At 63.2% G+C, this 22,216-nt stretch carries 20 protein-coding genes, 1 other RNA gene and 1 pseudogene; 7 read left to right on the top strand and 15 right to left on the bottom strand.

Annotated elements, in window-relative coordinates; translation table 11 throughout:
- Positions 1 to 776 (top strand): efflux RND transporter periplasmic adaptor subunit (locus tag EN949_RS18175; RefSeq protein WP_127371744.1); only part of this gene is annotated, 776 nt, incomplete at its 5' end.
- Positions 773 to 3,871: an efflux RND transporter permease subunit gene (locus tag EN949_RS18170; protein WP_063169982.1), complete on the top strand. Its 3,099-nt coding sequence runs from the start codon at positions 773 to 775 to the stop codon at positions 3,869 to 3,871. The genes EN949_RS18175 and EN949_RS18170, both read left to right, overlap by 4 nt.
- A gap of 12 nt (positions 3,872 to 3,883) precedes the next feature.
- Here the strand turns inward: EN949_RS18170 and EN949_RS18165 are convergent, their stop codons facing one another.
- The 13 genes and pseudogenes from EN949_RS18165 to ffs form a co-directional block, all read right to left on the bottom strand.
- Positions 3,884 to 4,198 (bottom strand): hypothetical protein, encoded by a 315-nt coding sequence (locus EN949_RS18165; RefSeq protein WP_063169981.1) that lies wholly within the window; start codon positions 4,196 to 4,198, stop codon positions 3,884 to 3,886.
- Between the two features lie 45 nt (positions 4,199 to 4,243).
- Positions 4,244 to 4,993 (bottom strand): ABC transporter ATP-binding protein, encoded by a 750-nt coding sequence (locus EN949_RS18160; RefSeq protein ID WP_013527922.1) that lies wholly within the window; start codon positions 4,991 to 4,993, stop codon positions 4,244 to 4,246.
- Positions 4,990 to 5,835: an ABC transporter ATP-binding protein gene (locus EN949_RS18155; protein WP_063169980.1), complete on the bottom strand. Its 846-nt coding sequence runs from the start codon at positions 5,833 to 5,835 to the stop codon at positions 4,990 to 4,992. Before EN949_RS18155 ends, EN949_RS18160 begins: the two co-directional genes overlap by 4 nt.
- Positions 5,836 to 5,845: 10 nt before the next feature.
- Positions 5,846 to 6,766, bottom strand: a complete 921-nt coding sequence (nikC, locus tag EN949_RS18150; protein ID WP_013527924.1) for a nickel transporter permease — start codon at positions 6,764 to 6,766, stop codon at positions 5,846 to 5,848.
- Complete coding sequence (locus EN949_RS18145) at positions 6,763 to 7,830, bottom strand: ABC transporter permease (protein WP_013527925.1); 1,068 nt, start codon at positions 7,828 to 7,830, stop codon at positions 6,763 to 6,765. The genes nikC and EN949_RS18145 overlap by 4 nt, the downstream gene beginning before the upstream one ends.
- An 18-nt stretch (positions 7,831 to 7,848) precedes the next feature.
- Complete coding sequence (locus tag EN949_RS18140) at positions 7,849 to 9,492, bottom strand: ABC transporter substrate-binding protein (RefSeq protein ID WP_027161780.1); 1,644 nt, start codon at positions 9,490 to 9,492, stop codon at positions 7,849 to 7,851.
- A 261-nt stretch (positions 9,493 to 9,753) separates the two neighbouring features.
- Positions 9,754 to 11,065: pseudogene (locus EN949_RS18135) on the bottom strand (lytic murein transglycosylase).
- Positions 11,066 to 11,091: 26 nt separating this feature from the next.
- Entirely contained in the window at positions 11,092 to 11,697 is a 606-nt protein-coding gene (gene recR, locus EN949_RS18130) for a recombination mediator RecR (protein WP_013527928.1), read from the bottom strand.
- A 191-nt stretch (positions 11,698 to 11,888) separates the two neighbouring features.
- Positions 11,889 to 12,815, bottom strand: coding sequence for a cell wall hydrolase (locus EN949_RS18125; RefSeq protein WP_013527929.1), 927 nt, complete (start codon positions 12,813 to 12,815; stop codon positions 11,889 to 11,891).
- A 230-nt stretch (positions 12,816 to 13,045) separates the two neighbouring features.
- Positions 13,046 to 13,453: a hypothetical protein gene (locus tag EN949_RS18120; protein ID WP_013527930.1), complete on the bottom strand. Its 408-nt coding sequence runs from the start codon at positions 13,451 to 13,453 to the stop codon at positions 13,046 to 13,048.
- Positions 13,454 to 13,467: 14 nt separating this feature from the next.
- Positions 13,468 to 13,791 carry a YbaB/EbfC family nucleoid-associated protein gene (locus tag EN949_RS18115; protein WP_013527931.1) on the bottom strand — a complete coding sequence of 108 codons (324 nt, stop codon included), beginning with the start codon at positions 13,789 to 13,791 and terminating at the stop codon, positions 13,468 to 13,470.
- 30 nt (positions 13,792 to 13,821) lie between these two features.
- Positions 13,822 to 15,633 carry a DNA polymerase III subunit gamma/tau gene (locus tag EN949_RS18110; protein WP_127366169.1) on the bottom strand — a complete coding sequence of 604 codons (1,812 nt, stop codon included), beginning with the start codon at positions 15,631 to 15,633 and terminating at the stop codon, positions 13,822 to 13,824.
- Between the two features lie 105 nt (positions 15,634 to 15,738).
- Positions 15,739 to 15,835, bottom strand: an RNA gene (ffs, locus tag EN949_RS18105) — signal recognition particle sRNA small type.
- A gap of 172 nt (positions 15,836 to 16,007) precedes the next feature.
- Between ffs and EN949_RS18100 the strand changes: the two genes are divergently transcribed.
- The 3 genes from EN949_RS18100 to EN949_RS18090 are packed head-to-tail and all read left to right on the top strand — an operon-like array spanning position 16,008 to position 17,756.
- Entirely contained in the window at positions 16,008 to 16,427 is a 420-nt protein-coding gene (locus EN949_RS18100; protein WP_013527933.1) for an HIT family protein, read from the top strand.
- Between the two features lie 41 nt (positions 16,428 to 16,468).
- Positions 16,469 to 17,413 (top strand): NAD(+) diphosphatase, encoded by a 945-nt coding sequence (gene nudC / locus EN949_RS18095; protein ID WP_013527934.1) that lies wholly within the window; start codon positions 16,469 to 16,471, stop codon positions 17,411 to 17,413.
- Between the two features lie 37 nt (positions 17,414 to 17,450).
- A complete protein-coding gene (locus EN949_RS18090) occupies positions 17,451 to 17,756 on the top strand; it encodes a Dabb family protein (protein WP_027161785.1) in 306 nt (101 codons plus the stop codon).
- Here the strand turns inward: EN949_RS18090 and EN949_RS18085 are convergent.
- A complete protein-coding gene (locus EN949_RS18085; protein WP_013527936.1) occupies positions 17,753 to 18,616 on the bottom strand; it encodes a prephenate dehydratase in 864 nt (287 codons plus the stop codon). The genes EN949_RS18090 and EN949_RS18085 overlap by 4 nt on opposite strands.
- A 9-nt stretch (positions 18,617 to 18,625) precedes the next feature.
- Positions 18,626 to 19,354, bottom strand: a complete 729-nt coding sequence (locus EN949_RS18080) for a 3-deoxy-manno-octulosonate cytidylyltransferase (RefSeq protein ID WP_027161787.1) — start codon at positions 19,352 to 19,354, stop codon at positions 18,626 to 18,628.
- A 192-nt stretch (positions 19,355 to 19,546) separates the two neighbouring features.
- On the opposite strand from EN949_RS18080, the gene EN949_RS18075 reads away from it, so the two are divergent.
- Complete coding sequence (locus EN949_RS18075) at positions 19,547 to 20,224, top strand: cytochrome c family protein (protein ID WP_013527938.1); 678 nt, start codon at positions 19,547 to 19,549, stop codon at positions 20,222 to 20,224.
- Between the two features lie 157 nt (positions 20,225 to 20,381).
- A partial coding sequence (locus tag EN949_RS18070) for an extracellular solute-binding protein (protein WP_164782511.1) occupies positions 20,382 to 22,216 on the top strand: 1,835 nt, incomplete at its 3' end.

Raw genomic sequence — 22,216 nt, 5'->3', positions numbered from 1 at the left:
AGGCGGAACTGTCCAATGCCGAGGCGCAGTTCGCCAACGCCGCCGCCAGCGAGGAACGGCAGCGCCAGTTACTCGCCTCGGCCAACGCCACGCAAGCTGTCTTCGACGCCGCGCAGCAGGCGCGCAAAGCTGCGGAGGCAGGTGTCGAGCGGGCCAAGGCCTCGCTTGCCAAATCGCAGGAACAGCTCGGCTATGCCAGGCTGTTCTCTGATTTCGACGGTGTCGTCACCGCTGTCGGCGCCGAAGTTGGCCAGACGGTCTCGCCCGGCCAGACGGTCGTCACCGTGGCGCGCTCGGACCTGCGCGAGGCGGTGGTCGACATTCCCGACCAATTGACCGGTGATCTCGCGGCCGGCACGCCCTTCCAGGTCATCCTGCAGTCGCTGCCGACGATCCAGACCGGGGCTAAGCTGCGCGAGATCGCACCGCAATCCGAGGGCTCGACCCGCACCCGGCGCGTCAGGTTGACGCTCACGGATCCGCCACAGGCCTTCCGGCTCGGCTCCACGGTGACGGCGACCCGCGTGACCAAGGTGGCACCGACGATCGAACTGCCCATGTCGGCGCTGTTCGAAAAGAACGGTTCCGCGAAAGTGTGGATCGTCGACCCGCAGACATCGAGCGTGAACGCACGCGACATAAAGGTCGCGTCGAAGAATGGCGGCACCTTCACGGTGACCGAGGGGCTGGAGGCCGGCATGCGTGTTGTCACGGCGGGCGTCCACAGCCTGAGCGAAGGCCAGAAGGTGACAGTGCCCGAGGGAGGGGCCTCATGAAAGGCTTCAATCTCTCCGACTGGGCGCTCAACCACCGCTCCATGGTCTGGTATTTCATGCTGGTCTTCGTCGTGGCTGGCGTGTTCTCCTACCTCAATCTCGGCCGTGAAGAAGATCCCAACTTCACCATCAAGACGATGATCATCCAGGCCAACTGGCCGGGCGCCTCGGTCAAGGAAACCGTGCAGCAGGTGACCGACCGGATCGAGAAGAAACTCGAGGAACTCGACAGCCTCGACTACACCAAGTCCGTCACCACGGCCGGCCAGACCGTCATCTTCGTCAACCTGAAGGACACCACCAAGGCACGCGATGTCGTGCCGAACTGGATTCAGGTGCGCAACATGGTCAATGACATCGGGGCACAGTTTCCGCAGGGTGTGCAGGGCCCGTTCTTCAACGACCGCTTCGGCGACGTCTATGGCAACATCTACGCCTTCACATCGGACGGGCTGACGCCGCGCCAGTTGCGCGACTATGTCGAGGATGCCAGAACAAAGATCCTGACCGTGCCCAACGCCGGCAAGGTCGACCTGGTCGGCGCCCAGGACGAAGCGATCTATCTCGAATTCTCAACCCGCCAGATCGCCGCCCTCGGCCTCAACCAGCAAGCGATCGTCGCCAGCCTGCAGGCGCAGAACGCGATCACGCCGTCCGGCGTCATCCAGTCCGGGCCGGAGCGCATCAGCGTGCGTGTCGGCGGGCAGTTCACCTCCGAGGAAAGCCTGCGCGCCATCAATCTGCGCGTCAACGACCGCTTCTTCCGCCTGAGCGACGTAGCGACGATCACACGCGGCTATGTCGATCCGCCGACGGCACTGTTCCGTTTCAACGGCCAGGACGCGATCGGGCTCGCCATCGGCATGAAACCCAACGCCAACCTGCTCGAATTCGGCGAGGCCCTGCACAAGGAGATGGACAAGGTGCTGGCCGACCTGCCGGTCGGCGTCGGCGTGCATCTGGTGGCCGACCAGCCGGTCATCGTCGAGGAGGCCGTCTCGGGCTTTACGCGTGCGCTGTTCGAGGCGGTCGCCATCGTGCTCGCCGTGTCGTTCATCAGTCTCGGCATGCGCGCCGGCTTCGTCGTGGCGCTGTCGATCCCGCTGGTGCTGGCCATCACCTTCACCGTCATGGCCTATCTCGGCATTTCGCTGCAGCGTATTTCCCTGGGTGCGCTGATCATCGCGCTCGGCCTTCTGGTCGACGACGCGATGATCGCGGTCGAGATGATGGTGGCGCGGCTGGAGGTCGGCGACAATCTGCGCAAGGCAGCGACCTATGTCTACACATCGACCGCCTTTCCGATGCTGACCGGTACGCTGGTAACTGTCGCCGGCTTCATCCCGATCGGCCTCAACAACAGCGCCGCCGGCGAATATACCTTCACCCTGTTCGTGGTCATCGCCGTTTCGCTGCTGGTGTCATGGATCGTGGCGGTGCTGTTTGCGCCACTGCTCGGCGTCACCATCCTGCCGGCGACGATGAAAACCAAGCATCACGACCAGCCGGGCCGCTTCACCTCACTGTTCCGGCGCGTGCTTGTCGGCTCGGTGCGCCATCACTGGCTGACCATCATCGCCACCGTGTCGTTGTTTGCCGGCTCGATCGCCGGCTTCGGCCTGGTGCAGCAGCAGTTCTTCCCGCCATCGGACCGGCCGGAGCTGATCGTCGACTGGAACCTGCCGCAGAATTCTTCGATCGCCGACACGCGCGACCAGATGGAGCGGTTCGAGCAGCGGGCGCTGGTCGGCAATCCCGACATCGACCATTTCTCGTCCTATATCGGCCAGGGCGCGGTGCGTTTCGTGCTCGCCTATGACGTGCAGCCGGCCAACCCCTATTTCGGCCAGACCGTCATCGTCACCAAGAGCATCGAGGCCCGCAACCGGGTCAAGCCGGCGCTGGAAAAGCTGCTGCGCGAGGAGTTCGTCGGCACCGACGCCTTCGTCAAGCCGCTCGAACTCGGACCGCCGGTCGGCCGCCCCGTGCAATACCGCGTCGGCGGTCCCGACATCCAGACGGTGCGCGAACTGGCGCAGCAATTCGCCGGTGTCATCTCCGCCAATCCAAAGCTCGCTGCGCCGACCTTCGACTGGAACGAGCCGCAGCGGGTGCTGAGGGTCGACGTGCTGCAGGACAAGGCACGCCAGCTCGGCATCACCTCCTCCGACATCGCCAGCGCGCTGAACAGTACGGTCGGCGGCGCCACCATCACGCAGGTGCGCGACGCGACCTACCTGATCAATGTCGTGGCCCGCTCCCGCGGGGCCGAACGCGGCTCGATCGAGACGTTGCAGAACATGCAGTTGCCGACCAGCACCGGCGAGGCGATCCCGCTCGCGGCGGTCGCCAACTTCCGCTACGATCTGGAGCAACCGACGGTGTGGCGACGCGATCGCATCCCGACCATCACCGTGCGCGCCGGGCTGGTCGGCGACGTGCTGCCGGCCACGGTCGTCAACGAACTGAAGCCATCGGTCGATGCCTTCACCGCCAAGCTGCCGCCGGGCTATTCGATCGCCACCGCCGGCTCGGTCGAGGAGAGCGCCAAAAGTCAGGGACCGATCGCCGCCGTCGTGCCGTTGATGCTGTTCGTCATGGCAACGATCCTGATGGTGCAGTTGCAAAGCTTCCAGCGCCTGTTCCTGGTCGTGGCGGTGGCGCCGCTCGGCCTGATCGGCGTGGTGGCGGCCCTGGTGCCGAGCGGAGCGCCGCTGGGCTTCGTCGCCATCCTGGGCGTGCTGGCGCTGATCGGCATCCTGATCCGCAATTCGGTCATCCTGATCGTGCAGATCGAGGATCTTGTTCGAGAGGGCAAGGACCGCTGGGCGGCGGTCATCGAAGCGACCGAACACCGGATGCGGCCGATCGCACTGACGGCGGCGGCCGCCAGCCTGGCGCTGATCCCGATCGCGCGTGAAGTGTTCTGGGGTCCGATGGCCTATGCGATGATGGGCGGCATCATCGCGGGTACCGCAATCACGCTGCTGTTCCTGCCGGCGCTTTATGTGACGTGGTTCAGGATCAAGGAGCCGAAGGGCCGGGAAGAGCCACCCGTTCTGGAGAGCGGCGAACTGGCGCAAGGCTCAGCCTAAGGCTTTGCCTGATCATTCGTTGTCGTTGGAGGGCACAGGGCGCGACCTGGCGCGTTGCCATGGCGACGATTTCGAGGTGCGCCAAGCGTGCCAGCCTTCTGGCAAGTCCGCCAACGCCTGGATGCTTTCGTCCCGCTGCACAACGTTTTGCAAGCTGACGATCATGATATCGCCTTCGTCAACAGGTCCGGTTTCGCTGTTGTGGAATTGCCAACTGCCGTCGTCATCGTCATGTGAGACGTATGTAATCCAATCGCCGCGGGTAACGACTGCCCTATCCACAAACACCGCGACATTGGGCGGATCCGCAAACTTCCATTCCTCCATGGGAATTCCCCAAGATGGTTGTTCGGCGCAAAAGAGAAAACGAATTCAAGCGGTTCTCACAAACCCGTCGCTGGCCCGCAACAGATTGCGCGTATAGTCCTTGGTCACGCGGCGCTCGACAAGGTCTGCCGCCGCCAGATTCTCCACCGCCTCGCCGCTTTGCATCACCATCAGCCGCTCGCACATATGGGTGATGATGGCGAGGTCGTGGCTGACCATCAGGAAGGTCAGCTTGCGGCGCTTGCGTACCTCTTCCAGCAGGTTGAGCACTTCCGCCTGCACCGAGGCATCGAGCGCCGAGGTCGGCTCGTCGAGCAGCAGGATCGACGGTTCCAGAATGAGCGCACGCGCGATCGCCACGCGCTGGCGCTGGCCGCCGGAGAGCTGGTGCGAATAGCGAAACCGAAAACCGTTGCCGAGGCCGACTTCGTCGAGCGCCCGCTGGATACGCTTTTCGCCGTCGGCAAAGCCATGGATGGCAAGCGGCTCCTGCAGCAGACGGTCGACGGTCTGGCGCGGGTGCAGCGACCCGTACGGATCCTGGAAGACCATCTGCACTTCACGGTAGAAGGCCTTGTCGCGGCGCGCGCCGAGCGTCTTGCCGTTGACGACGATGCCGCCCGATGCAACCGGCGCAAGGCCGGCGATGGCCCGCAGCAGCGTCGATTTGCCGGAGCCGGATTCGCCGACCAGGCCGAAGGATTCGCCCGGCTGCACGTCGAGGCTGACGCCTTTCAGTGCGCGAAAACGGTCGAAGATCACTTCCAGCCTGTCGACGGCAATCGCAGAAGTCATGCCGCCCACTCCGGCTTGCGGTCGAGCACCGGCAGCGGGTGGCGGTCGGCACCGATCTTGGGCATGCAATTGAGCAGGCCGCGCGTGTAGGGATGCTGGGCCTGGCCGAGTTCGGACGCCTTGAGCTGCTCGACCACCTTGCCGGCATACATGACGATGACGCGGTCGCAGAAGGACGAGACCAGGCGCAAATCGTGCGAGATGAAGATCAGCCCCATGCCACGCTCACTGACCAGCCGGTCGAGGATGCCGAGCACATCGAGCTGCACGGTGACGTCGAGCGCCGAGGTCGGCTCGTCGGCGATCATCATTTCCGGACCGGCGATCAGCATCATGGCGATCATGGCGCGCTGGCCCATGCCGCCCGAAACTTCATGCGGATGCAAATTGAAGACGCGAGAGGGATCACGGATCTGCACCGCCTCCAGCATGGCCAATGCACGGTCGCGCGCCTCCGCCTTGCCGACCTTTTCATGGGTGCGCAGCGTCTCGACGATCTGGCGACCGATGCTCATCACCGGGTCGAGCGAATATTTCGGATCCTGCAGGATCATGGCGATGCGCTTGCCGCGCAGCTTCCTGCGTTCGCGTGGCGAGACGGTGAGCAAATCGATGCCGTCGAAGGCGAGCTTGTTGGCCGATATCCGCGCCTGCGGTGGCGTCAGGCCCATGATGGCGCGGCCGGTCTGCGATTTTCCCGAGCCGGATTCGCCGACGATGCCGAGCCGTTCGCGGCCGAGCGAAAAGGAAACGCCGCGCACCGCCTCGATCAGCCCGGTGCGGGTCGGGAAGGTGACGCGCAGGTCGTCTACGTTGAGAAGCGTTTTCGTTTCTCCGCTCATTGGTCGCCGCTCATTGGTCGCCACTCCGCGGATCGAGCGCGTCGCGCAGGCCGTCGCCAAGCAGGTTGAAGCCGAGGCTGACGATGAGGATGGCGAAGCCCGGCGCACCGGCCACCCACCACTGGTCGAGCACGAAGCGGCGGCCGGACGCGATCATCGTGCCCCATTCGGGCAGCGGCGGCTGCGCGCCGAGGCCGAGGAAACCGAGCCCGGCGGCGGTCAGGATGATGCCGGCCATGTCGAGCGTCACCCTGACGATCAGGGACGAAATGCAAAGCGGCATGATATGGCGCAGCACGATGCGGAAGGGCGAGGCGCCCATCAGTTGCACCGCCTTGATGTAGTCGGAATTGCGCACCGTCAGCGTCTCTGCCCGCGCGATGCGGGCGTAGGGCGGCCATGAGGTGATGGCGATGGCCAGCACCGCATTCTCGATGCCGGGGCCAAGTGCTGCGACGAAGGCCAGCGCCAGGATCAGCTTGGGAAAGGCGAGGAAGATGTCGGTGATGCGCATCAGGATGGCATCGGTCCAGCCGCCGGCATAGCCGGCCACCGTGCCGACCAGAAGGCCGATGGGTGCGGCGATGATGGCGACCAGGATGACCACGTAAAGCGTCCAGCGCGAGCCGTAGAGGATGCGCGACAGGATATCGCGGCCGAGATCGTCGGTGCCGAACCAGTGCTCGGCGCTCGGCGCCAGCAGGCGCGCGTTCTTCAGGTCGCCGAACGTTGGCGAATAAGGTGCCAGCACGCCTGCAAGGGCGGCAACGACCAGCAGGGCAATGATGATGAGCAGGCCCAGAAACGCCAACCGGTTGGCGGAAAAGCGCCGCCACGCCACATAGGCGCGGCCGAGCCTTGCCTGCATGCGCGAGGCCGGCCGCTCGCTGAGCAGCCAGTCGCGACGGCTCTGGATGGTGTCGACGCTCATGCGGACTTCGTCCTCGGATCGAGCACCCGATACAGCAGGTCGGAGAGAAGGTTGATGGCGATGAACACCGAGCCGATGACGATGGTGCCACCGAGCACCGCATTCATGTCGGCGTTCTGCAGCGAATTGGTGATGTAAAGGCCGATGCCCGGCCATGAGAAGACGGTCTCGGTCAGCACCGAACCTTCCAGCAGTCCGGCATAGGACAGCGCGATCACCGTCACCATCGGCACCGCTGCGTTGCGCAGCGCGTGGCCCCAGATGATGCGGGTTTCCGACAGGCCCTTGGCGCGCGCCGCGACGATATATTCCTGCGACAATTCGTTGAGCATGAACGAGCGCGTCATGCGGCTGATATAGGCGAGCGAGAAATAGCCGAGCAGCGAGGCCGGCAGGATGATGTGGCGGAAGGCGTCGTAAAAAACGTCCCACTGCCCCTGCATCGCAGAGTCGAGGAGATAGAAGCCGGTGATCGGCGTAAAGGTGTATTCGTAGACGACGTCGAGCCTCGCCGGGAAGGCAACCCATTGCAGCTTGGCGTAAAACAGCACCAGCCCAAGCAGCCCCAGCCAGAAGATCGGCACGGAATAACCGATCAGGCCGATGACGCGCACGATCTGGTCGATGAGGCTGCCGCGCCTGACCGCGGCCAGCACACCGAGCGGCACGCCGAACAACGCGCCGATCAGCGTTCCGAGGGTCGCCAGTTCCGTCGTGGCCGGAAGCGCCCGGCGAATGTCGGTCATGACCGGATTGGTGGTCAGCACGGAGACGCCGAAATTGCCGTTCAGCGCATTCTTCACATAGATGTAGAACTGCTCGATCAACGGCAAATCGAGGCCCATCTCGCGGCGCGTGCGCTCAACCACATTGGCCGGCGCCCGGTCGCCGAGCACCGCCAGCACCGGGTCGATTGGAATGACGCGGCCGATGAAGAAGGTGACCGCGAGCAGACCAAGATAGGTCGTGATCGCAATGACCAGGAAACGGCCAAGCGATGATGCAACAGCGACGGCGCGGGCGCTGCCGCGCCCCGCCGCCACTTCTTTTTCAACCGCGCTCATGCGGCGTGTCCGCGAGCACTATTCCTTGGACACCGGTCCGACGAAGTTGGTGTCGAAGCTCGGGCCGAGCGCAAAGCCCTTGAGGTTCTTGCGCAGGCCGGCCACTTCCAGCTGCTGGTGGATGACGACGAAGGGGCTGGTGTCGAGGATTTTCTTCTCGAGATCCTTGTACATGTCGGCGCGCTTGCCGGCATCCTTCTCGAGCAGTGCCGCTTCCGTCTGCTTGGTCAGGTCCGGAATGTCCCAGGCGTTGCGCCAGGCCAGCGTCTTGGTCTTGGCCCCATCCGAATTGTCCGGGTTCGAGGCAAAGGTCTGGGCGTTGGAGTTCGGGTCGAAATAATCCTGGCCCCATTGGCCGATATAGATGTCGTGGTTGCGGGCGCGGTATTTGGTGAGCGTCTGCTTGCCGTCGCCCGGGATGATCTCGAGCTTGATGCCGGCCTGTCCGAGCGTCTGCTGGATCGATTCCGCCATCCCGGTCGTCGGCTGGCCGGTGCGTACGTCCATGGTTACGCTGAAGCCGTCGGGCAGACCGGCCTTGGCCAGCAATTCCTTGGCCTTGGCGACATCGAGCTTGAACGGATTCTCATCCAATTCGCCGAGCACGCCCTTGGGCAGGAAGGTCTGATGGATTTCGCCGATGCCCTTGAGGATGGTGGAGCTCAAGGCATCATAGTCGACCAGATACTTGAACGCCTGGCGCACCTCCGGCTTGGCGAGGTTCGCGTTCTTCTGGTTGAGGCTGATGTAATAGACCGTGCCCTTGGGCGCGCTGGTGGTGGTGAGGTCGGCGTTCTTGGCGATGGCGTCGAGGTCGTTCGGTTCGAGATTGCGGGCAACGTCGATGTCGCCAGCCTCGAGCGCCAGGCGCTGGCCCGAGCTTTCCTTCATGTTGCGATAAATGACGCGGGCAAGCTTGGCTTTTTCGCCGTAGTAATTGTCGTTGCGCTCGAGAACGACGGCTTCGTTGGCCCGCCATTCGCGCAGCTTGAAGACGCCGGAGCCGGCATAGCCGGTCTTCAGCCAGGCATTGCCGAAGTCATTGTCCCATTTGTAGTCGGCGCTCGGCGTGACCGAAGCGACATGCTCCTTGACCAGCTTGGCGTCGACCACCGAAGCCACCGTTGCCGACAGGCAGTTCAGCACGAAGCTCGGCGCATAGGCCTTGTCGACGGTGAACTGGAAGGTGCCGTCGTCGACAGCCTTGGCCTTTTCGGTGACGTTGTCACCGCTGATGCCAAACTGGCCGATGATGAAGGCCGGGCTCTTGTCGAGCTTGATGACGCGCTCGAACGACCAGGCGACATCGGACGCCGTGATCGGATTGCCGGAAGCGAATTTCAGGCCGGGCTTGAGCTTGAACGTGTAGGTCAGGCCGTCATCGGAGACGGTCCAGCTTTCGGCAAGGTCGCCCTTGACCTTGGAGGTGTCGCTGAGGTCGAGACGGACAAGCAGATCATAGGTGTTGCCGGTGACCTCGGCGGTCGACAGCTCGAACGCCTCGCCCGGATCCATGGAGATGATGTCGTCGATCGCGAAACCTTCGACCAGCGTGTCGGCGGGCGTGACCGCACCGGCGGGCGCGCCGGCCAGAAGCAGCGCCGACATGGCGGCACCCGCGAGCAGGAAGCGAGAGCGTAGAGCAAACTTTTCCATCATCATTGTGATTGTTCCCTGTTTTGTTGTTTGTTGACCTGAGTTCCCGGCTCAGGGTTGCGGAATTTTTTCGGGGCCTGGAGACGGCCCCTCTGCCCACTTACCGTCGTGGTTTTTGTCCAGTTGGTCAACACCATACCCGGCGGCCCCGTGGCGGGCAACGAGCATTTATACGACGGCTCATTGGGCCAGAAAGGCCGGTGGGGTGTCGACGCATAGGCCAGCCAATCGAGGCTGCCGATCGAGAAAAATCTGCTAATTTCGGAGCTATTTCAGCACTGCGACCAGATCGGCGTCAGGAAAGCAGGTGGCGGCGCGGCCGTTCTTGGCTTGCCATATGCCGATCGAGCGGCGGGTCTTGAAGCCGGGCAGGCCATCGGCGCTGCCGACATCATAGCCCTTGGCCTCCAGCGCCCGCTGCAGGGCGGCGATGTCCGAACGGTGCAGCCCGCCGATCGCGCCCCAGCTGCCGGCGAAGTTCTGATCGCCATGGGCGATGCGATCGGCGCCATGGCCGATGAACAGCGCGTACAGGTCGCTGGTGTTGTATTGCTTCAGCACGTAGAAATTGGGCGTGGCGACAAAGGCCGGGCCGCTGCGCCCTGCCGGCATCAGCAGAAAGCCTTCGGCCTTCAGCTCACTCACTGGAAACGGTTTGCCGCCGACGCGCTTGATGCCCATATCAGCCCATTGCGAGATTTTCTTGCCCTGGTCCGGGCCTTCCAGCGAACAGGAAACGCTTTCCGGCACCGTCACCTCGAATCCCCAGCCACGACCCTTTACCCAGCCATAGTGGACGAGATAATTGGCGATCGAGGCCAACACGTCGGGCGTCGAGTTCCAGATGTCGACGCGGCCGTCGCCGTCGAAATCGACGGCATGTTTCAGGAACGAGGTCGGCATGAATTGCGGCTGGCCGAGCGCGCCGGCCCAGGACGATTTCATCGCGCCGACCGGAGCCAGCCCGCGCTCGACGATCTCGAGTGCGGCAAGCAGTTCGGTGCGGAAGAAGTCCTTCCTGGTCGACATGAATGCCTTGGTGCCCAGCACTTCGAAGGCGTCATAAGGCATCTTCGCCGCGCCGAATCCGGTCTCGCGGCCCCAGATCGCCAGCAGCACTTCGCCCGGCACGCCATAGCGCTTTTCGATGGCCGCAAGTGTCCTGGCATTGGCGGCTTCGCGCGCGCGCGCCCGCCGTCACCGCGCGAACCGTCTTCTCGGCGAAATAGGCGCCGGGTGAGCCGAATTCGGCCTGGTGCTGCTTCTGGGGCGTGGCCGCCTTCTCGCCCGGCTTGACCAGGTCCGGCAGCTTCAGATTGGGCTTGATGCCGTCGAAGGCGGCATCAAAGGTGGTTTTGGAAATGCCTTTCGCCTTGGCCTGCGGCCAGAGGTCGTTCTGCAGCCAGGCGCGGAACTGGTCGTCGATCTTTGCGGCGGAGGCGGGGGTGGAAAAGACCGAGAGAAGAACTGCAAAAAAGGAAAACAGAGCCAATCTGAGAGGTTTGCGTTCCTTCGCACCCCCCTCTGTCCTGCCGAGGGGGGTGCTTGGCACCAGCCTTGGTGGACACGCAAAAATCATGCTCCGCATCCTCTGCCGCAACTTTGTCAAAACGCCGTCCGCGAACGCAGCGCCGCGGCCAGCGTGCCCTCGTCGAGATAGTCGAGTTCGCCGCCGACCGGCACGCCATGCGCAAGGCGCGTCACCTTGATGTCGAAGCCGGACAACTGGTCGGTGAGGTAATGCGCGGTCGTCTGGCCCTCGACCGTCGCATTGACGGCGAGGATGATCTCCTTGACCTCGCCGCCGGCGACGCGATCAACCAGCGAGCGCATGTTGAGCTGCTCGGGGCCGATGCCGTCGAGCGGCGACAGCGTGCCGCCGAGCACGTGGTAGCGCACATTCATCGCCGCCGCGCGCTCCAGCGCCCACAGGTCGGAGACGTCCTCGACGACGATGATGGTGCCGGCATCACGGCGCGGATCGGTGCAGATCATGCAAGGGTCCGATGTATCGACATTGCCGCAGGTCGAGCAGATGCGCACCTTGTCGGCCGCCTCGGCCATGGCGGCGGCAAGGGGCGACAAAAGCTGCTCTTTCTTCTTGATCAGATGAAGGGCGGCACGCCTGGCCGAACGGGGTCCCAGCCCCGGCACCTTGGCCAGGAGCTGGATCAGACGTTCGATCTCGGGACCGGCGATTCGCTTCGACATCGCTCTGATCTAGAGCAATTCCAGGAAAAGTGCGAAGCGGTTTTCCGTCCGGAATTGCGTCAAAACGAAAAGCTGGAGCGGTTCACCGTTTCCGCGAAACGGTGAACCGCTCCAGGATTTTTCAGAGCGCTTTGGAACATCTGCATCCGCATGACCGCCATATTGGGCCTTGGCGGACCGCGGGGCGCAGATCAGTTGGTCTCGAGCGGCCGGCCCTGGCTGACAATCATCGCGCCAATGGCGTCTGTGTTCTCAGGCGTCGACTGGAACCCCATCGACGCCTCTTGCGGCGCGTCTTGAACCGACGAGATGACCCTTGTGTTCAAGCTTCCGCCAAAACGCGCGGCATCCGGCTCTTCCATCGGCTCCTGCATCGCCACCACCGTCGGCTCTTGCGAGACACGCGCGGATTTCGCGGCCGGCGCGGCGGCGGCGGTCACATAGGTCTGCTGGGCGGGAGCGGATCGAACGGTTGCCGTCCTGGCTGGACGCACCGGCTCGGCGGACGCGACCATCGTCACCGGCGCGGCTGACTTGTCGGGCGCCGCCGAGGCAATAGCGACCTGCGGCTCATCCGGCAGCGGCTGCCAGTTGCGGCCGCGCTTCTCGTAGAAGGCATTGCCGCCGGCAACCATGGTGTAGTGCATGTTCTTGTAGGGGAAGCGGAGGCCGGCTGTGTGGAAGAACATGGTGTTCTTGAGCTTGGACTTGCGCTCGCCCTTCAGCACCGCGTCGGCGGCTTCCTCGACATCGGGCATTGCGCGTGAATTCATCGGCCTTGTCATGACACCAGGCGCGAACTGCCCGGGCTCGCCCACCACTTGGCAGATGGTGCTGCCATGATTGCCGGAGCGCAGCCGGTTCATCACCACCGTGCCGACCGCGATCATGCCGTCGCGGCTCGAGCGGTTGGACTCGAAGAACATCGCCCGTTCCAGGCATTCCTTGTCCTTCGGCGTGTGGCTGTAGGCCCCTGAACTCAGGAAACCTGGCGTGATGGCGTCGGTCAGGCTGGCGACGGACATGCCGTGTGAAGTGGTCTGGCTGCAGGCAGCCAAAAACAGGGGTGAAATGACGGCGCCGAGCAACAGCGGCGTCTTCCATCGCGTGGAAATCAACAGGTAACCCTCTCACTTCGTGCCCGCCCCCAGGCTGCGGCAAGAATGAGACACTTTCGGGCAAAATGATGGCCAAAACGTTATTAACAACGTACTGTTGCCAAATTGGCACAATTTCGTGGCTTTCCAGATAGATCGAGCCGTCATTTCACAAAAGCGATGACCGCTCTCTCTTTGTTTCGCCGCAATTGCCCCAAGGGAAAGCACCACGCGATTTTTCCTGAAGCGATCTACCGCCCGGCCGCTATCGCGGCCGGCTGGCCAGGCTCAAGCTCCTCGACCTTCTCCGAAAACAGGCCGCGCCGGAGGAACAGCGTCCGCGCCTCCCTGGCCGTCGGCGCGATCTTTCCCGGCCAGTCGCTGTCTATGAACTCAGCCTTGGTGAAGTCCGGATTTGTCTCGCTTGCCGCCTCGAGGAATTCGGCGATCTCCAGCACGATCGCGCGCTCGTCCTTCGAAAGCGCGGATGTGCCGGCTTCGATCGATGGGCGATGGAGGAAATCCTCGAACAGATAGAAATAACCCTTGATGCCGACGAGATCGACGCCGTCGTCACAATCGGCCAGGATTTCCAGGATCTCGTAGATCCTGTTGCGGATACGCTGCTCGATCAGTCTTTCGGACGGCTCTTCGGCCATGGCCGCACCGAAGGCTAGAAGGGCAGTTTCATTCCCGGCGGGATCGGCAGGCCCGCGGTCAGCGCCTTGGTCTTTTCCTGCATGATCTGCTCGACCTTGGTCTTGGCGTCGTTGTGAGCGGCCAGCACCAGGTCTTCCAGGATCTCGACATCGTCTTCCTTGAACAGAGACGGATCGATCTTCAACGACTTCATCTCGAATTTTCCGGTCAGCGTCACATTGACCAGGCCGCCGCCGGCCTGGCCGGACGCTTCCAGCGTGGCGATCTCGTCCTGCATGGCCTGGAACTTGGCCTGCATTTCCTTCGCCTTGCCCATCAGGCCGAGAAGATCTTTCATGGTCGGGTCCTTTGCGGATTCGTGGCTGGATCAGGGTTCATCGTCGTCAGCCGGCGGCTCGACCGGCACTTCGGCCTCTGCCGTTTCGGCTTCCGGCGCGTCCGGAATGCGCACGTCGATGATCTTGGCACCGGGAAAGCGCGCCAGGATGGCGGCCACTGTCGGGTCGCTCTTGGCATCGAGAAAAGCCGTCTCGCGTTTGGCCGATTCCATTTCGGCGAGCGTCTGGCCGCCCTCTTCCTTCGACAGCGAGACAAGCCAGCTGCGACCGGTCCAGGCGCGCAATTTCGTCGTCAGGTCGTTGAGCAGCATCTTGGGCGCATCGCTGGTCAGGCCAACGTCGATGCGGCCGGGCTCGATGCGTACAAACCGGATGCAGCTTTTGACCAGCACCTTGAAGGCGATGTCGCGCTGCGCGTCTGCCAGGGCAATGATGTCGGCCAGCGATTTCAGCGGCGCCGATTGCGCCTCCGTGACCGGCTCCGGCGGAGCGACGTAGGGAACGGGCGCAGGCGAGGCTTCGACCAGCCGCATGGTCTGCGCGCCGCCCGGGCCAGACGGCATGCGCGTCTGCGCCACCGCGCTGGCGCCGTTGCCTCCCCCTGCAGGCGCCCCATTTGGGCGCAGCGCGCCATTCTGCGCCGGCGCGGCGCCTTCAAGCGATCTCAACGCCTCGTCCAGCGTCGGCAGGTCGGCGGCATGCGCCAGCCGGATCAGCACCATTTCGGCGGCGCTGACGGGCCGGTTGGAGGACTGCACCTCTGGAATGCCCTTGAGCAGCATCTGCCATGTCCGCGACAGCACCCTGACCGACAGCGTCCTGGCGAAATCGGCGCCGCGCTGCCGCTCGTCCTCGGATAGCGAGGCATCCTCGATGGCCGTCGGCACGAAACGCAGCCGGGTGACGAGGTGGTTGAATTCGGCAAGGTCGGTCAGCACGGCGGCCGGATCGGCGCCGGTATCGTATTGCGCACGGAATTCGCCAAGGGCTGCCGCGACATCGCCTTTCATCACATGTTCGAACAGGTCGACGATGCGGGCGCGGTCGGCAAGCCCCAGCATCGCCCGAACCGCGTCGGCGCCGACAGAGCCGGCGCCATGGGCAATCGCCTGGTCGAGGATGGAGAGCGAATCACGGGCCGAGCCCTCGGCGGCGCGTGCGATCATCGCCAGCGCGTCGTCGTCGACCGAAATGCCCTCCTTGGCCGAGATCGAGGCGAGATGCGCGACCAGCGCGCCGGCGTCGATGCGCCTCAGGTCGAAGCGCTGGCAGCGCGACAGGACGGTGATCGGGACCTTGCGGATCTCGGTGGTGGCAAAGATGAATTTGACGTGCGGCGGCGGCTCTTCCAGCGTCTTCAGAAGGCCGTTGAAGGCCTGCGTCGACAGCATGTGCACTTCGTCGATGATGTAGACCTTGTAGCGGGCCGAGACCGGCGCGTAGCGCACGCGCTCGATGATGTCCCTGATGTCGTCGATGCCGGTGTGCGAGGCGGCGTCCATCTCGATGACGTCGACATGGCGGCCTTCCATGATCGCCTGGCAATGTTCGCCGAGGACGGCAAGGTCGACCGACGGCTGGTCGATATCAGCGGTTTTATAGTTCAGGGCGCGCGCGAGGATGCGCGCCGTCGTGGTCTTGCCGACGCCGCGCACGCCGGTCAGCATCCAGGCCTGGGCGATACGGCCGGTGGCAAAGGCGTTGGTGAGGGTGCGCACCATCGGCTCCTGGCCGACCAGCTCGGAGAAGTTCGAAGGACGGTACTTGCGTGCCAGCACGCGATAGGCGGCGGCCTTGCCTATCTCCAGGCTTTTTGGTCCCGAATTTCCGGCTTCGCTCATACGCCCGTAAAGCTCCAAATGGCCGCGCCCGAAGGCGGCCGATTCCTGCGCATAGTCTCGCCCGCGCTGCAATGCGTCGTCAATGTCGCGAGAGGGGCCGATGAGGTGGGAGGCTGGAACAATGACCCGTTCCGGGCTCGTTAGGGCTGCTTCCTTCCGGACCTGACCCGGTTGGCGAGTGGATCGTCCACCACCAACCTCCCGCTTTCCATATCGGCAATTGCGCGACGAAATGCAAGTGCGCCGCAGAAATCGCAAAAATATGGAATTGGCGCACCAAAGCGTGAGGGGCGCAATGATTCGCTTGCAGCCCCCCTGCCGCCGCTCTAGCGTTCCTGCGTTTGAGGAAAACAAGAAAAGCAAGGGAAACGCCGATGCTGCCGGGCCTGAAGGCCGGATTCACGCTGGACGCACGGCTGGAGGCGGACAGCGAGCAATTGATGTGGCTTGGGCTGTGCGAGCTGCGGGTGATGAACGACCGCCGCTGGCCCTGGTTGCTGCTGGTGCCGCAGCGCCCCGGCGCGGAGGAAATCCACGACATGACGCCGCTTGACCAGGCGATGCTGACCTTCGAGACCAATATGGTGGCGCAGGCGCTGAAGAAAGCGACCGGCTGCACCAAGATCAACACCGGCGCGCTCGGCAACATCGTGCGCCAGTTGCACATCCATGTCATCGCGCGTTCTGAAGGCGATCCCGGCTGGCCAGGTCCTGTGTGGGGACATGGCCTGCGAGAGCCCTATCAACGTTCCGACTTGCGACGGTTTGCCGAAACGATCAAGGCGGCGCTATAAGCGTTCCCCGTGTCCATCCCTCAACATATTCCAGAGTCCCCATGAGCTTCCGCCTGTTTGACGCGCCTTTGCGCGAGCCGAGCCAGTTCGTCGGCTTCGCCGGCAACACGATCGACCGGCAGTCCGAGAACCGCGCCGACGATTCGGTCGACAAAGCGCTGGCCGATCCGGCGACGCGGCTGCTTCTGATGCATGGCGGCCGGCTCTATCTGAAGCTCGGCGATGGCGGCGCTCTCGATCCCTGGTTCGGTGCGACCGAGAGCGAGCCCTTCAAGGTTTCCCTGGCGCAAGGCATCCTGCTCGGCTTTTCCGAACGAGGACCGGTGCTGGCCGTGCCCGCCGGCGTCGAACCCGAACAGCTTCCGGAAACAGTCAAGGCCATCGACTACCGCTCGGTCTACATGCAAGGGCTGATCGACGAGGCGGCGGCCGGCGCGATGGCGCAAGGGGCGGCTTTGCTCGCCTGGCATGCCAGCCATCGCTTCTGCAGCAAATGCGGCACGGAATCGCAGATGCGGGCCGGCGGCTACAAGCGGCATTGCCCGAATTGCGGCACCGAGCATTTTCCGCGCACCGACCCGGTGGCGATCATGCTGACGGCGACGCGGGAGAAGTGCCTGCTCGGACGCGGCCGGCATTTCGCGCCGGGCATGTATTCGGCCCTCGCCGGCTTCATCGAGCCGGGCGAGACGATCGAGGCGGCGGTGCGCCGCGAGACGCTGGAGGAGGCCGGCATCCGGCTTGGCCGCGTCGTCTACCACGCCAGCCAGCCGTGGCCGTTTCCCTATTCGCTGATGATCGGCTGCTTCGGCGAGCCGCTCAATGACGATATCCAGGCCGACCTCAACGAGCTTGAGGACTGCCGCTGGTTTTTTCGCGACGAGGTGCGCCGGATGCTGGAAAGGACGCACCAGGACAATCTGATCACGCCGCCGAAAGGCGCCATTGCGCATCACCTCATCCGCGCCTGGGTCGATTCAGAATGATGGCAGCGAACACCTAAAGACATTGCAGGAGCAGGACATGATCCGTCACACCGTCGTTTTCACGCTGAAGCATCCGCCGCATTCGCTGGAGGAAAAGCGGTTCCTGGTCGACGCCAAGAGGATCCTCACCGCGATCAGGGGCGTCACGCATTTCGAGCAATTGCGGCAGATCAGCCCCAAGAACGACTATCGTTTCGGCTTCTCGATGGAGTTCGCCGACCAGGCCGCCTACACCAGGTACAACGACCATCCAGACCATGTCGCCTTCGTGCGCGACCGCTGGGTGCCGGAGGTCGAGACCTTCATGGAGATTGACTATGTCCCGCTGGGCGCGGTGATCTAGTCCGCAACCTTCCACTGCTCACGCGACTCACTGGCCGGATAGACGCCGAGAATGCGCACTTCGCGCGAGAAGAAACGCAGCTCGTCCAGCGCCAGCTTGACCAGCGGGTCGTCGGGATGGCCCTCGATGTCGGCGTAAAACAGCGTCGCCGTGAAAGCGCCCAGCTGGTAGCTCTCCAGCTTGGTCATGTTGATGCCGTTGGTGGCGAAGCCGCCCATCGCCTTGTAGAGCGCGGCCGGCACGTTGCGGACGCGGAAGATGAAGGTCGTCATCATCTTGACGTCGGGCGAAGGGCGCTCGGCCCATTGCTTGTTCTTGGTCAGGACGACAAAGCGGGTGACGTTTGAGTCGGTGTCCTCGACATTTTGCTCGATGATATCGAGCCCGTAGAGGGTCGCGGCCAGGGCCGGCGACAGCGCCGCCATGCTGCGGTCCTTGACCTCGGAGACCATTTTGGCGGCGCCGGCCGTGTCGCCGGCGACGATCGCCTTCCAACCGTTCTTGCGAACGTATTTGCGGCACTGGCCAAGCGCATGGATGTGGCTGTGCACCGTCTTGATCTCGTCGCGCTTGACGCCTGGCAGCACCATCAGCTGGAAATGGATGGGCAGGAAATATTCGCCGACGATGTGCAGCTTCGATTCCGGCAGGAGATGATGGATATCGGCGACGCGCCCGGCAATGGTGTTCTCGATCGGGATCATGGCGAGGTCGGCCTTGTTGGTCTCGACCGCGTTGAAGGCATCCTCGAAGGTCGGGCAGGGCAACGGCTCCATCGAAGGGAACATGTTGCGGCTGGCGGTGTCGGAATTGGCGCCCGGTTCGCCCTGGAAGGATATTCTGTTGGTCTTTTCAGGCATGCCGATATCTCAGGTTGAAAGGATTGTTCTGGCGCGTTCGAGGTCTTCAGGCGTGTCGACGCCGAGCGGCAGCGACTGGACGATCTCGGCGTCGATGCGCATGCCGGCTTCCAGCGCCCGCAACTGTTCCAGCCGCTCGCGCCGTTCGAGCGGCGACGGCTTCAGCGCGACGAAACGCTCGAGTGCTTCGCGGCGATAGGCGTAGAGGCCGACATGATGGTAGAGCGGCCCCTCGCCCCAAGGCGCCGTGGCACGGGTGAAATAGAGCGCCCTCAGCCTGCTGCCGGAAAGCGGCGAGCCGACGATCTTGACGACATTGGGATTGGTCTTTTCCTCATCGCGGACGATCTCGACGCCGAGCGTGGCGATATCCACCGCACTGTCCTCGAAAGGCCTGAGCGACGCGGCGATGATCCGGGGATCGATGGTCGGCAGGTCGCCCTGCACATTGACGATGGTTTCGACCTTGCGCCCGGGGTCGAGCGCGACCAGCGCCTCGTGGATGCGGTCGGAGCCGGATTCATGATCCATGCGCGTCATCACGGCCTCGAAACCGTGCGCGCGCACGGCTTGCGCCACGCTTTGCGTGTCGGTCGCCACCACCACCCGGCCAAGGCCGGCTTCGGCGGCGCGGCGGGCGACATGGACGATCATCGGGGCGCCGGCGATGTCGGCCAGCGGCTTGCCCGGCAGGCGGGTCGAAGCCATGCGGGCCGGGATCAGGATCAGCGTGGACATTTCGGGTGCAAGGCGTCTCGAAAGAGGACAGGGAAAGTGGCAAAAGGTCTCACTGGAAGCGCCCTTATAGGTGTTGCAACGCCGCAGCAAAAGACCTAGTTTCCGCCCGATTTGACCGCCCTGGCAGGACGGTCACGATACCGACGGACGGAGTGGACGGTTCTGTCCGCCGGAAAAGGGAGCAAGGGGCGTATGGATTCCAACGAAGTCAACAAACTGCTCGCCGGATTGCTCGGAACCGTTTTCGTCGTCTTCTCGGTCGGCATTGTGTCCGATGCGCTGTTTGCGTCGCCGGCGCCGGAAAAGCCTGGTTTCGCCATCGAGGCCGCCGAGCCCGCCGAAGGCGGTCCGGCCGCACCCGCCGCCGCGGCCAAGCCGATCGCCGATCTGCTGGCGACCGCCAATGTCGAGCAGGGTGCTGCCGTCTTCAAGAAGTGCCAGGCCTGCCATTCCGGCGAAAAGGGCGGCCCCAACAAGGTCGGCCCGGACCTGTGGGACCTCGTCGACCGCCCGGTCGCCGAGCATGAAGGCTTTGCCTATTCGGCCGGCATGAAGGAATTCTCCAAGGGCGGCACCGAGAAGTGGACCTACGACAACATCAACCACTTCATCACCTCGCCGAAGAAATTCGTGAAGGGCACCGCCATGGGCTTCGCCGGCCTGCCCAAGGACGAGGACCGCGCCAACGTCATCGCCTATCTGCGCACGCTGTCCGACAATCCCAAGCCGCTGCCGGCACCCGGTGCCGCCGCCGATGCAGGCGCCAAGCCTGCCGATGCAGCCGCTCCGGCAAAGCCGGCTGAGGGTGCCGCGCCGGCCGCTCCCGCCGCCCCGGCTCCGGCCGCACCGGCACCGGCGCCTGCCCAATAATTTCGATATCATCTCGACGACCTTGAAAAAGCCGGGTTCAGCCCGGCTTTTTTATTGGGAAAACCGCATAGGCGGCGACAAAGCCGCGCATGACGGTTTTCACGAGCGCCAAATCATCTAGATTGCCCATGAACGGGCATCGCGAAGAGGATAGTGCATGACGGTTGGCCGAACGCTTCTCAAGTCGTTGCTGGCGGCAGCCCTTCTGGCGGCGGGATTGCAGGCTGCCCGCGCCGACGAATGGCGCACCACCTCATCGCTGATCGGCGAGTCCAAATACGGCGCCAATTTCCAGCACTACGACTACGTCAATCCGAACGCGCCCAAGGGCGGCACGCTGAATTCGGTGGAACTCGGCACCTTCGACAGCTTCAATCCTTTCATCGCACGCGGCACCCCTGCCGCAGGATTGAACTATCAGGGTGGGCTCCTCTACCAGTCGCTGATGGCGAAATCCCTTGACGAGGGCAGCGTCAACCATCCCGAGATAGCAGACGCCTACAAGTACCCAGCCGATTTTTCATCCGCAACTTATCGGCTCGACCCGCGTGCCAGATGGCATGATGGCCAACCGATCACCGTGGATGACGTGATTTGGTCATTCAACTTTCTCAAAAAGGAAAGTCCGCAGTTCAACCGCTATTTCGCCAACGTCACCGAGGCGGTCGCCGTTTCAGATCGGGAAGTCGAGTTCCGTTTTGATCAGAAGGGCAATCGCGAGTTACCGCTGATCATGGCGGATGTGGTGGTGCTGCCGAAGCACTGGTGGGAAGGCACCGATGCCAACGGCAAGAAGCGCGACATCACCCAGCCAAGCCTTGAAATCCCGCTCGGCTCTGGACCCTACAAGATCGAGAGCTTCAAACCTGGTTCGGAAGTCGTCTGGCGACGCGTTCCGGACTTCTGGGCCGCCGATCTGGCCATCAATGTCGGGCGCAACAACTACGACACCAGACGCTACACCTACATTCTCGATGACAACGCCGCGTGGCAAGCCTTCACCAAAGGCGGATATGAGGACATCCAGGCTGAAAACAGTGCGCGATTATGGATGACGCGCTACAATTTTCCGGCTCTCAAAGCCGGCGATGTCATCAAGCGGGAGTTCAAGGCGACATCACTCGCCTCGATGCAAGGTTTCATGCTGAACACGCGACGGACAAAGTTCCAGGATCGGCGCGTGCGCGAGGCGCTCGGTTACGCCTTCGACTTCGAAACCTTGAACCGCACCCAATCCTTCGGCCTCAACACCCGCTCCAACAGCTATTTCATGGGCAGCGAACTTGCTTCGAGCGGACTGCCGCGGGGCAAAGAATTGGAGATCCTCAATCAATACAAGGGCAAGCTCCCGCCAGAACTGTTTACCCAGGAGTTCAAGCTTCCGGTCTTCGATAGCCCGAAGGCCGAGCGGTCGTACCTGCGCGAAGCGATCGATCTGTTTGCGGCGGCGGGTTGGAAAATCCAGAATGGCCGTATGACCAATGAGAAAAGCGGGGAGCCTTTTACCGTCGAGATTCTGGGCTTCGACCAGGGCGCCGAACAAACGGTCAATCCATTTGTAAATATGCTGGGAAAGATCGGCATCTCGGCTTCGTTCAGGATAGTCGATACCAGCCAGTACATCGCTCGCGTCAACAATTTCGACTACGACGTCATAACCTCCCGGCTGCCGCAGTCGGACTCGCCGGGCAATGAACAACGCGAGTACTGGAGTTCGAAGGCAGCCGATACACCGGGCTCACGAAATTACGCGGGGATCAAGGACCCAGTGGTCGACGCACTGGTTGAACGCGTTATCTTCGCGACGGATCGCGACGACCTGCTCGCCGCCACTCATGCGCTCGACCGGGTTCTGTTGTGGAATTTCTATTGCGTCCCGCAATTCACCCGATCCGTAACCTGGCTGGCCTACTGGAACAAATTCGGCATCCCGGAAAAACAGCCGACTTACTTGGGTCCCGACATCGATTCCTGGTGGATCGACCCGGACAA

The sequence above is a fragment of the Mesorhizobium sp. M7A.F.Ca.US.007.01.2.1 genome, assembly GCF_003998165.1.
GTDB lineage: Bacteria > Pseudomonadota > Alphaproteobacteria > Rhizobiales > Rhizobiaceae > Mesorhizobium > Mesorhizobium ciceri.
The sequence above is the reverse complement of the archived record's forward strand: the minus strand, read 5'-3'. Positions and strand labels throughout refer to the sequence as shown.

Excerpts from the sequence above, each read along its gene's own strand:
- EN949_RS18170 (WP_063169982.1), top strand. The coding sequence starts at position 773 with ATGAAAGGCTTCAATCTCTCCGACTGGGCGCTCAACCACCGCTCCATG.
- EN949_RS18165 (WP_063169981.1), bottom strand. The coding sequence starts at position 4,198 with ATGGAGGAATGGAAGTTTGCGGATCCGCCCAATGTCGCGGTGTTTGTG.
- EN949_RS18160 (WP_013527922.1), bottom strand. The coding sequence starts at position 4,993 with ATGACTTCTGCGATTGCCGTCGACAGGCTGGAAGTGATCTTCGACCGT.
- EN949_RS18155 (WP_063169980.1), bottom strand. The coding sequence starts at position 5,835 with ATGAGCGGAGAAACGAAAACGCTTCTCAACGTAGACGACCTGCGCGTC.
- nikC (WP_013527924.1), bottom strand. The coding sequence starts at position 6,766 with ATGAGCGTCGACACCATCCAGAGCCGTCGCGACTGGCTGCTCAGCGAG.
- EN949_RS18145 (WP_013527925.1), bottom strand. The coding sequence starts at position 7,830 with ATGAGCGCGGTTGAAAAAGAAGTGGCGGCGGGGCGCGGCAGCGCCCGC.
- EN949_RS18140 (WP_027161780.1), bottom strand. The coding sequence starts at position 9,492 with ATGATGATGGAAAAGTTTGCTCTACGCTCTCGCTTCCTGCTCGCGGGT.
- recR (WP_013527928.1), bottom strand. The coding sequence starts at position 11,697 with ATGTCGAAGCGAATCGCCGGTCCCGAGATCGAACGTCTGATCCAGCTC.
- EN949_RS18120 (WP_013527930.1), bottom strand. The coding sequence starts at position 13,453 with ATGGCCGAAGAGCCGTCCGAAAGACTGATCGAGCAGCGTATCCGCAAC.
- EN949_RS18115 (WP_013527931.1), bottom strand. The coding sequence starts at position 13,791 with ATGAAAGATCTTCTCGGCCTGATGGGCAAGGCGAAGGAAATGCAGGCC.
- EN949_RS18110 (WP_127366169.1), bottom strand. The coding sequence starts at position 15,633 with ATGAGCGAAGCCGGAAATTCGGGACCAAAAAGCCTGGAGATAGGCAAG.
- EN949_RS18100 (WP_013527933.1), top strand. The coding sequence starts at position 16,008 with ATGCTGCCGGGCCTGAAGGCCGGATTCACGCTGGACGCACGGCTGGAG.
- nudC (WP_013527934.1), top strand. The coding sequence starts at position 16,469 with ATGAGCTTCCGCCTGTTTGACGCGCCTTTGCGCGAGCCGAGCCAGTTC.
- EN949_RS18090 (WP_027161785.1), top strand. The coding sequence starts at position 17,451 with ATGATCCGTCACACCGTCGTTTTCACGCTGAAGCATCCGCCGCATTCG.
- EN949_RS18085 (WP_013527936.1), bottom strand. The coding sequence starts at position 18,616 with ATGCCTGAAAAGACCAACAGAATATCCTTCCAGGGCGAACCGGGCGCC.
- EN949_RS18080 (WP_027161787.1), bottom strand. The coding sequence starts at position 19,354 with ATGTCCACGCTGATCCTGATCCCGGCCCGCATGGCTTCGACCCGCCTG.
- EN949_RS18075 (WP_013527938.1), top strand. The coding sequence starts at position 19,547 with ATGGATTCCAACGAAGTCAACAAACTGCTCGCCGGATTGCTCGGAACC.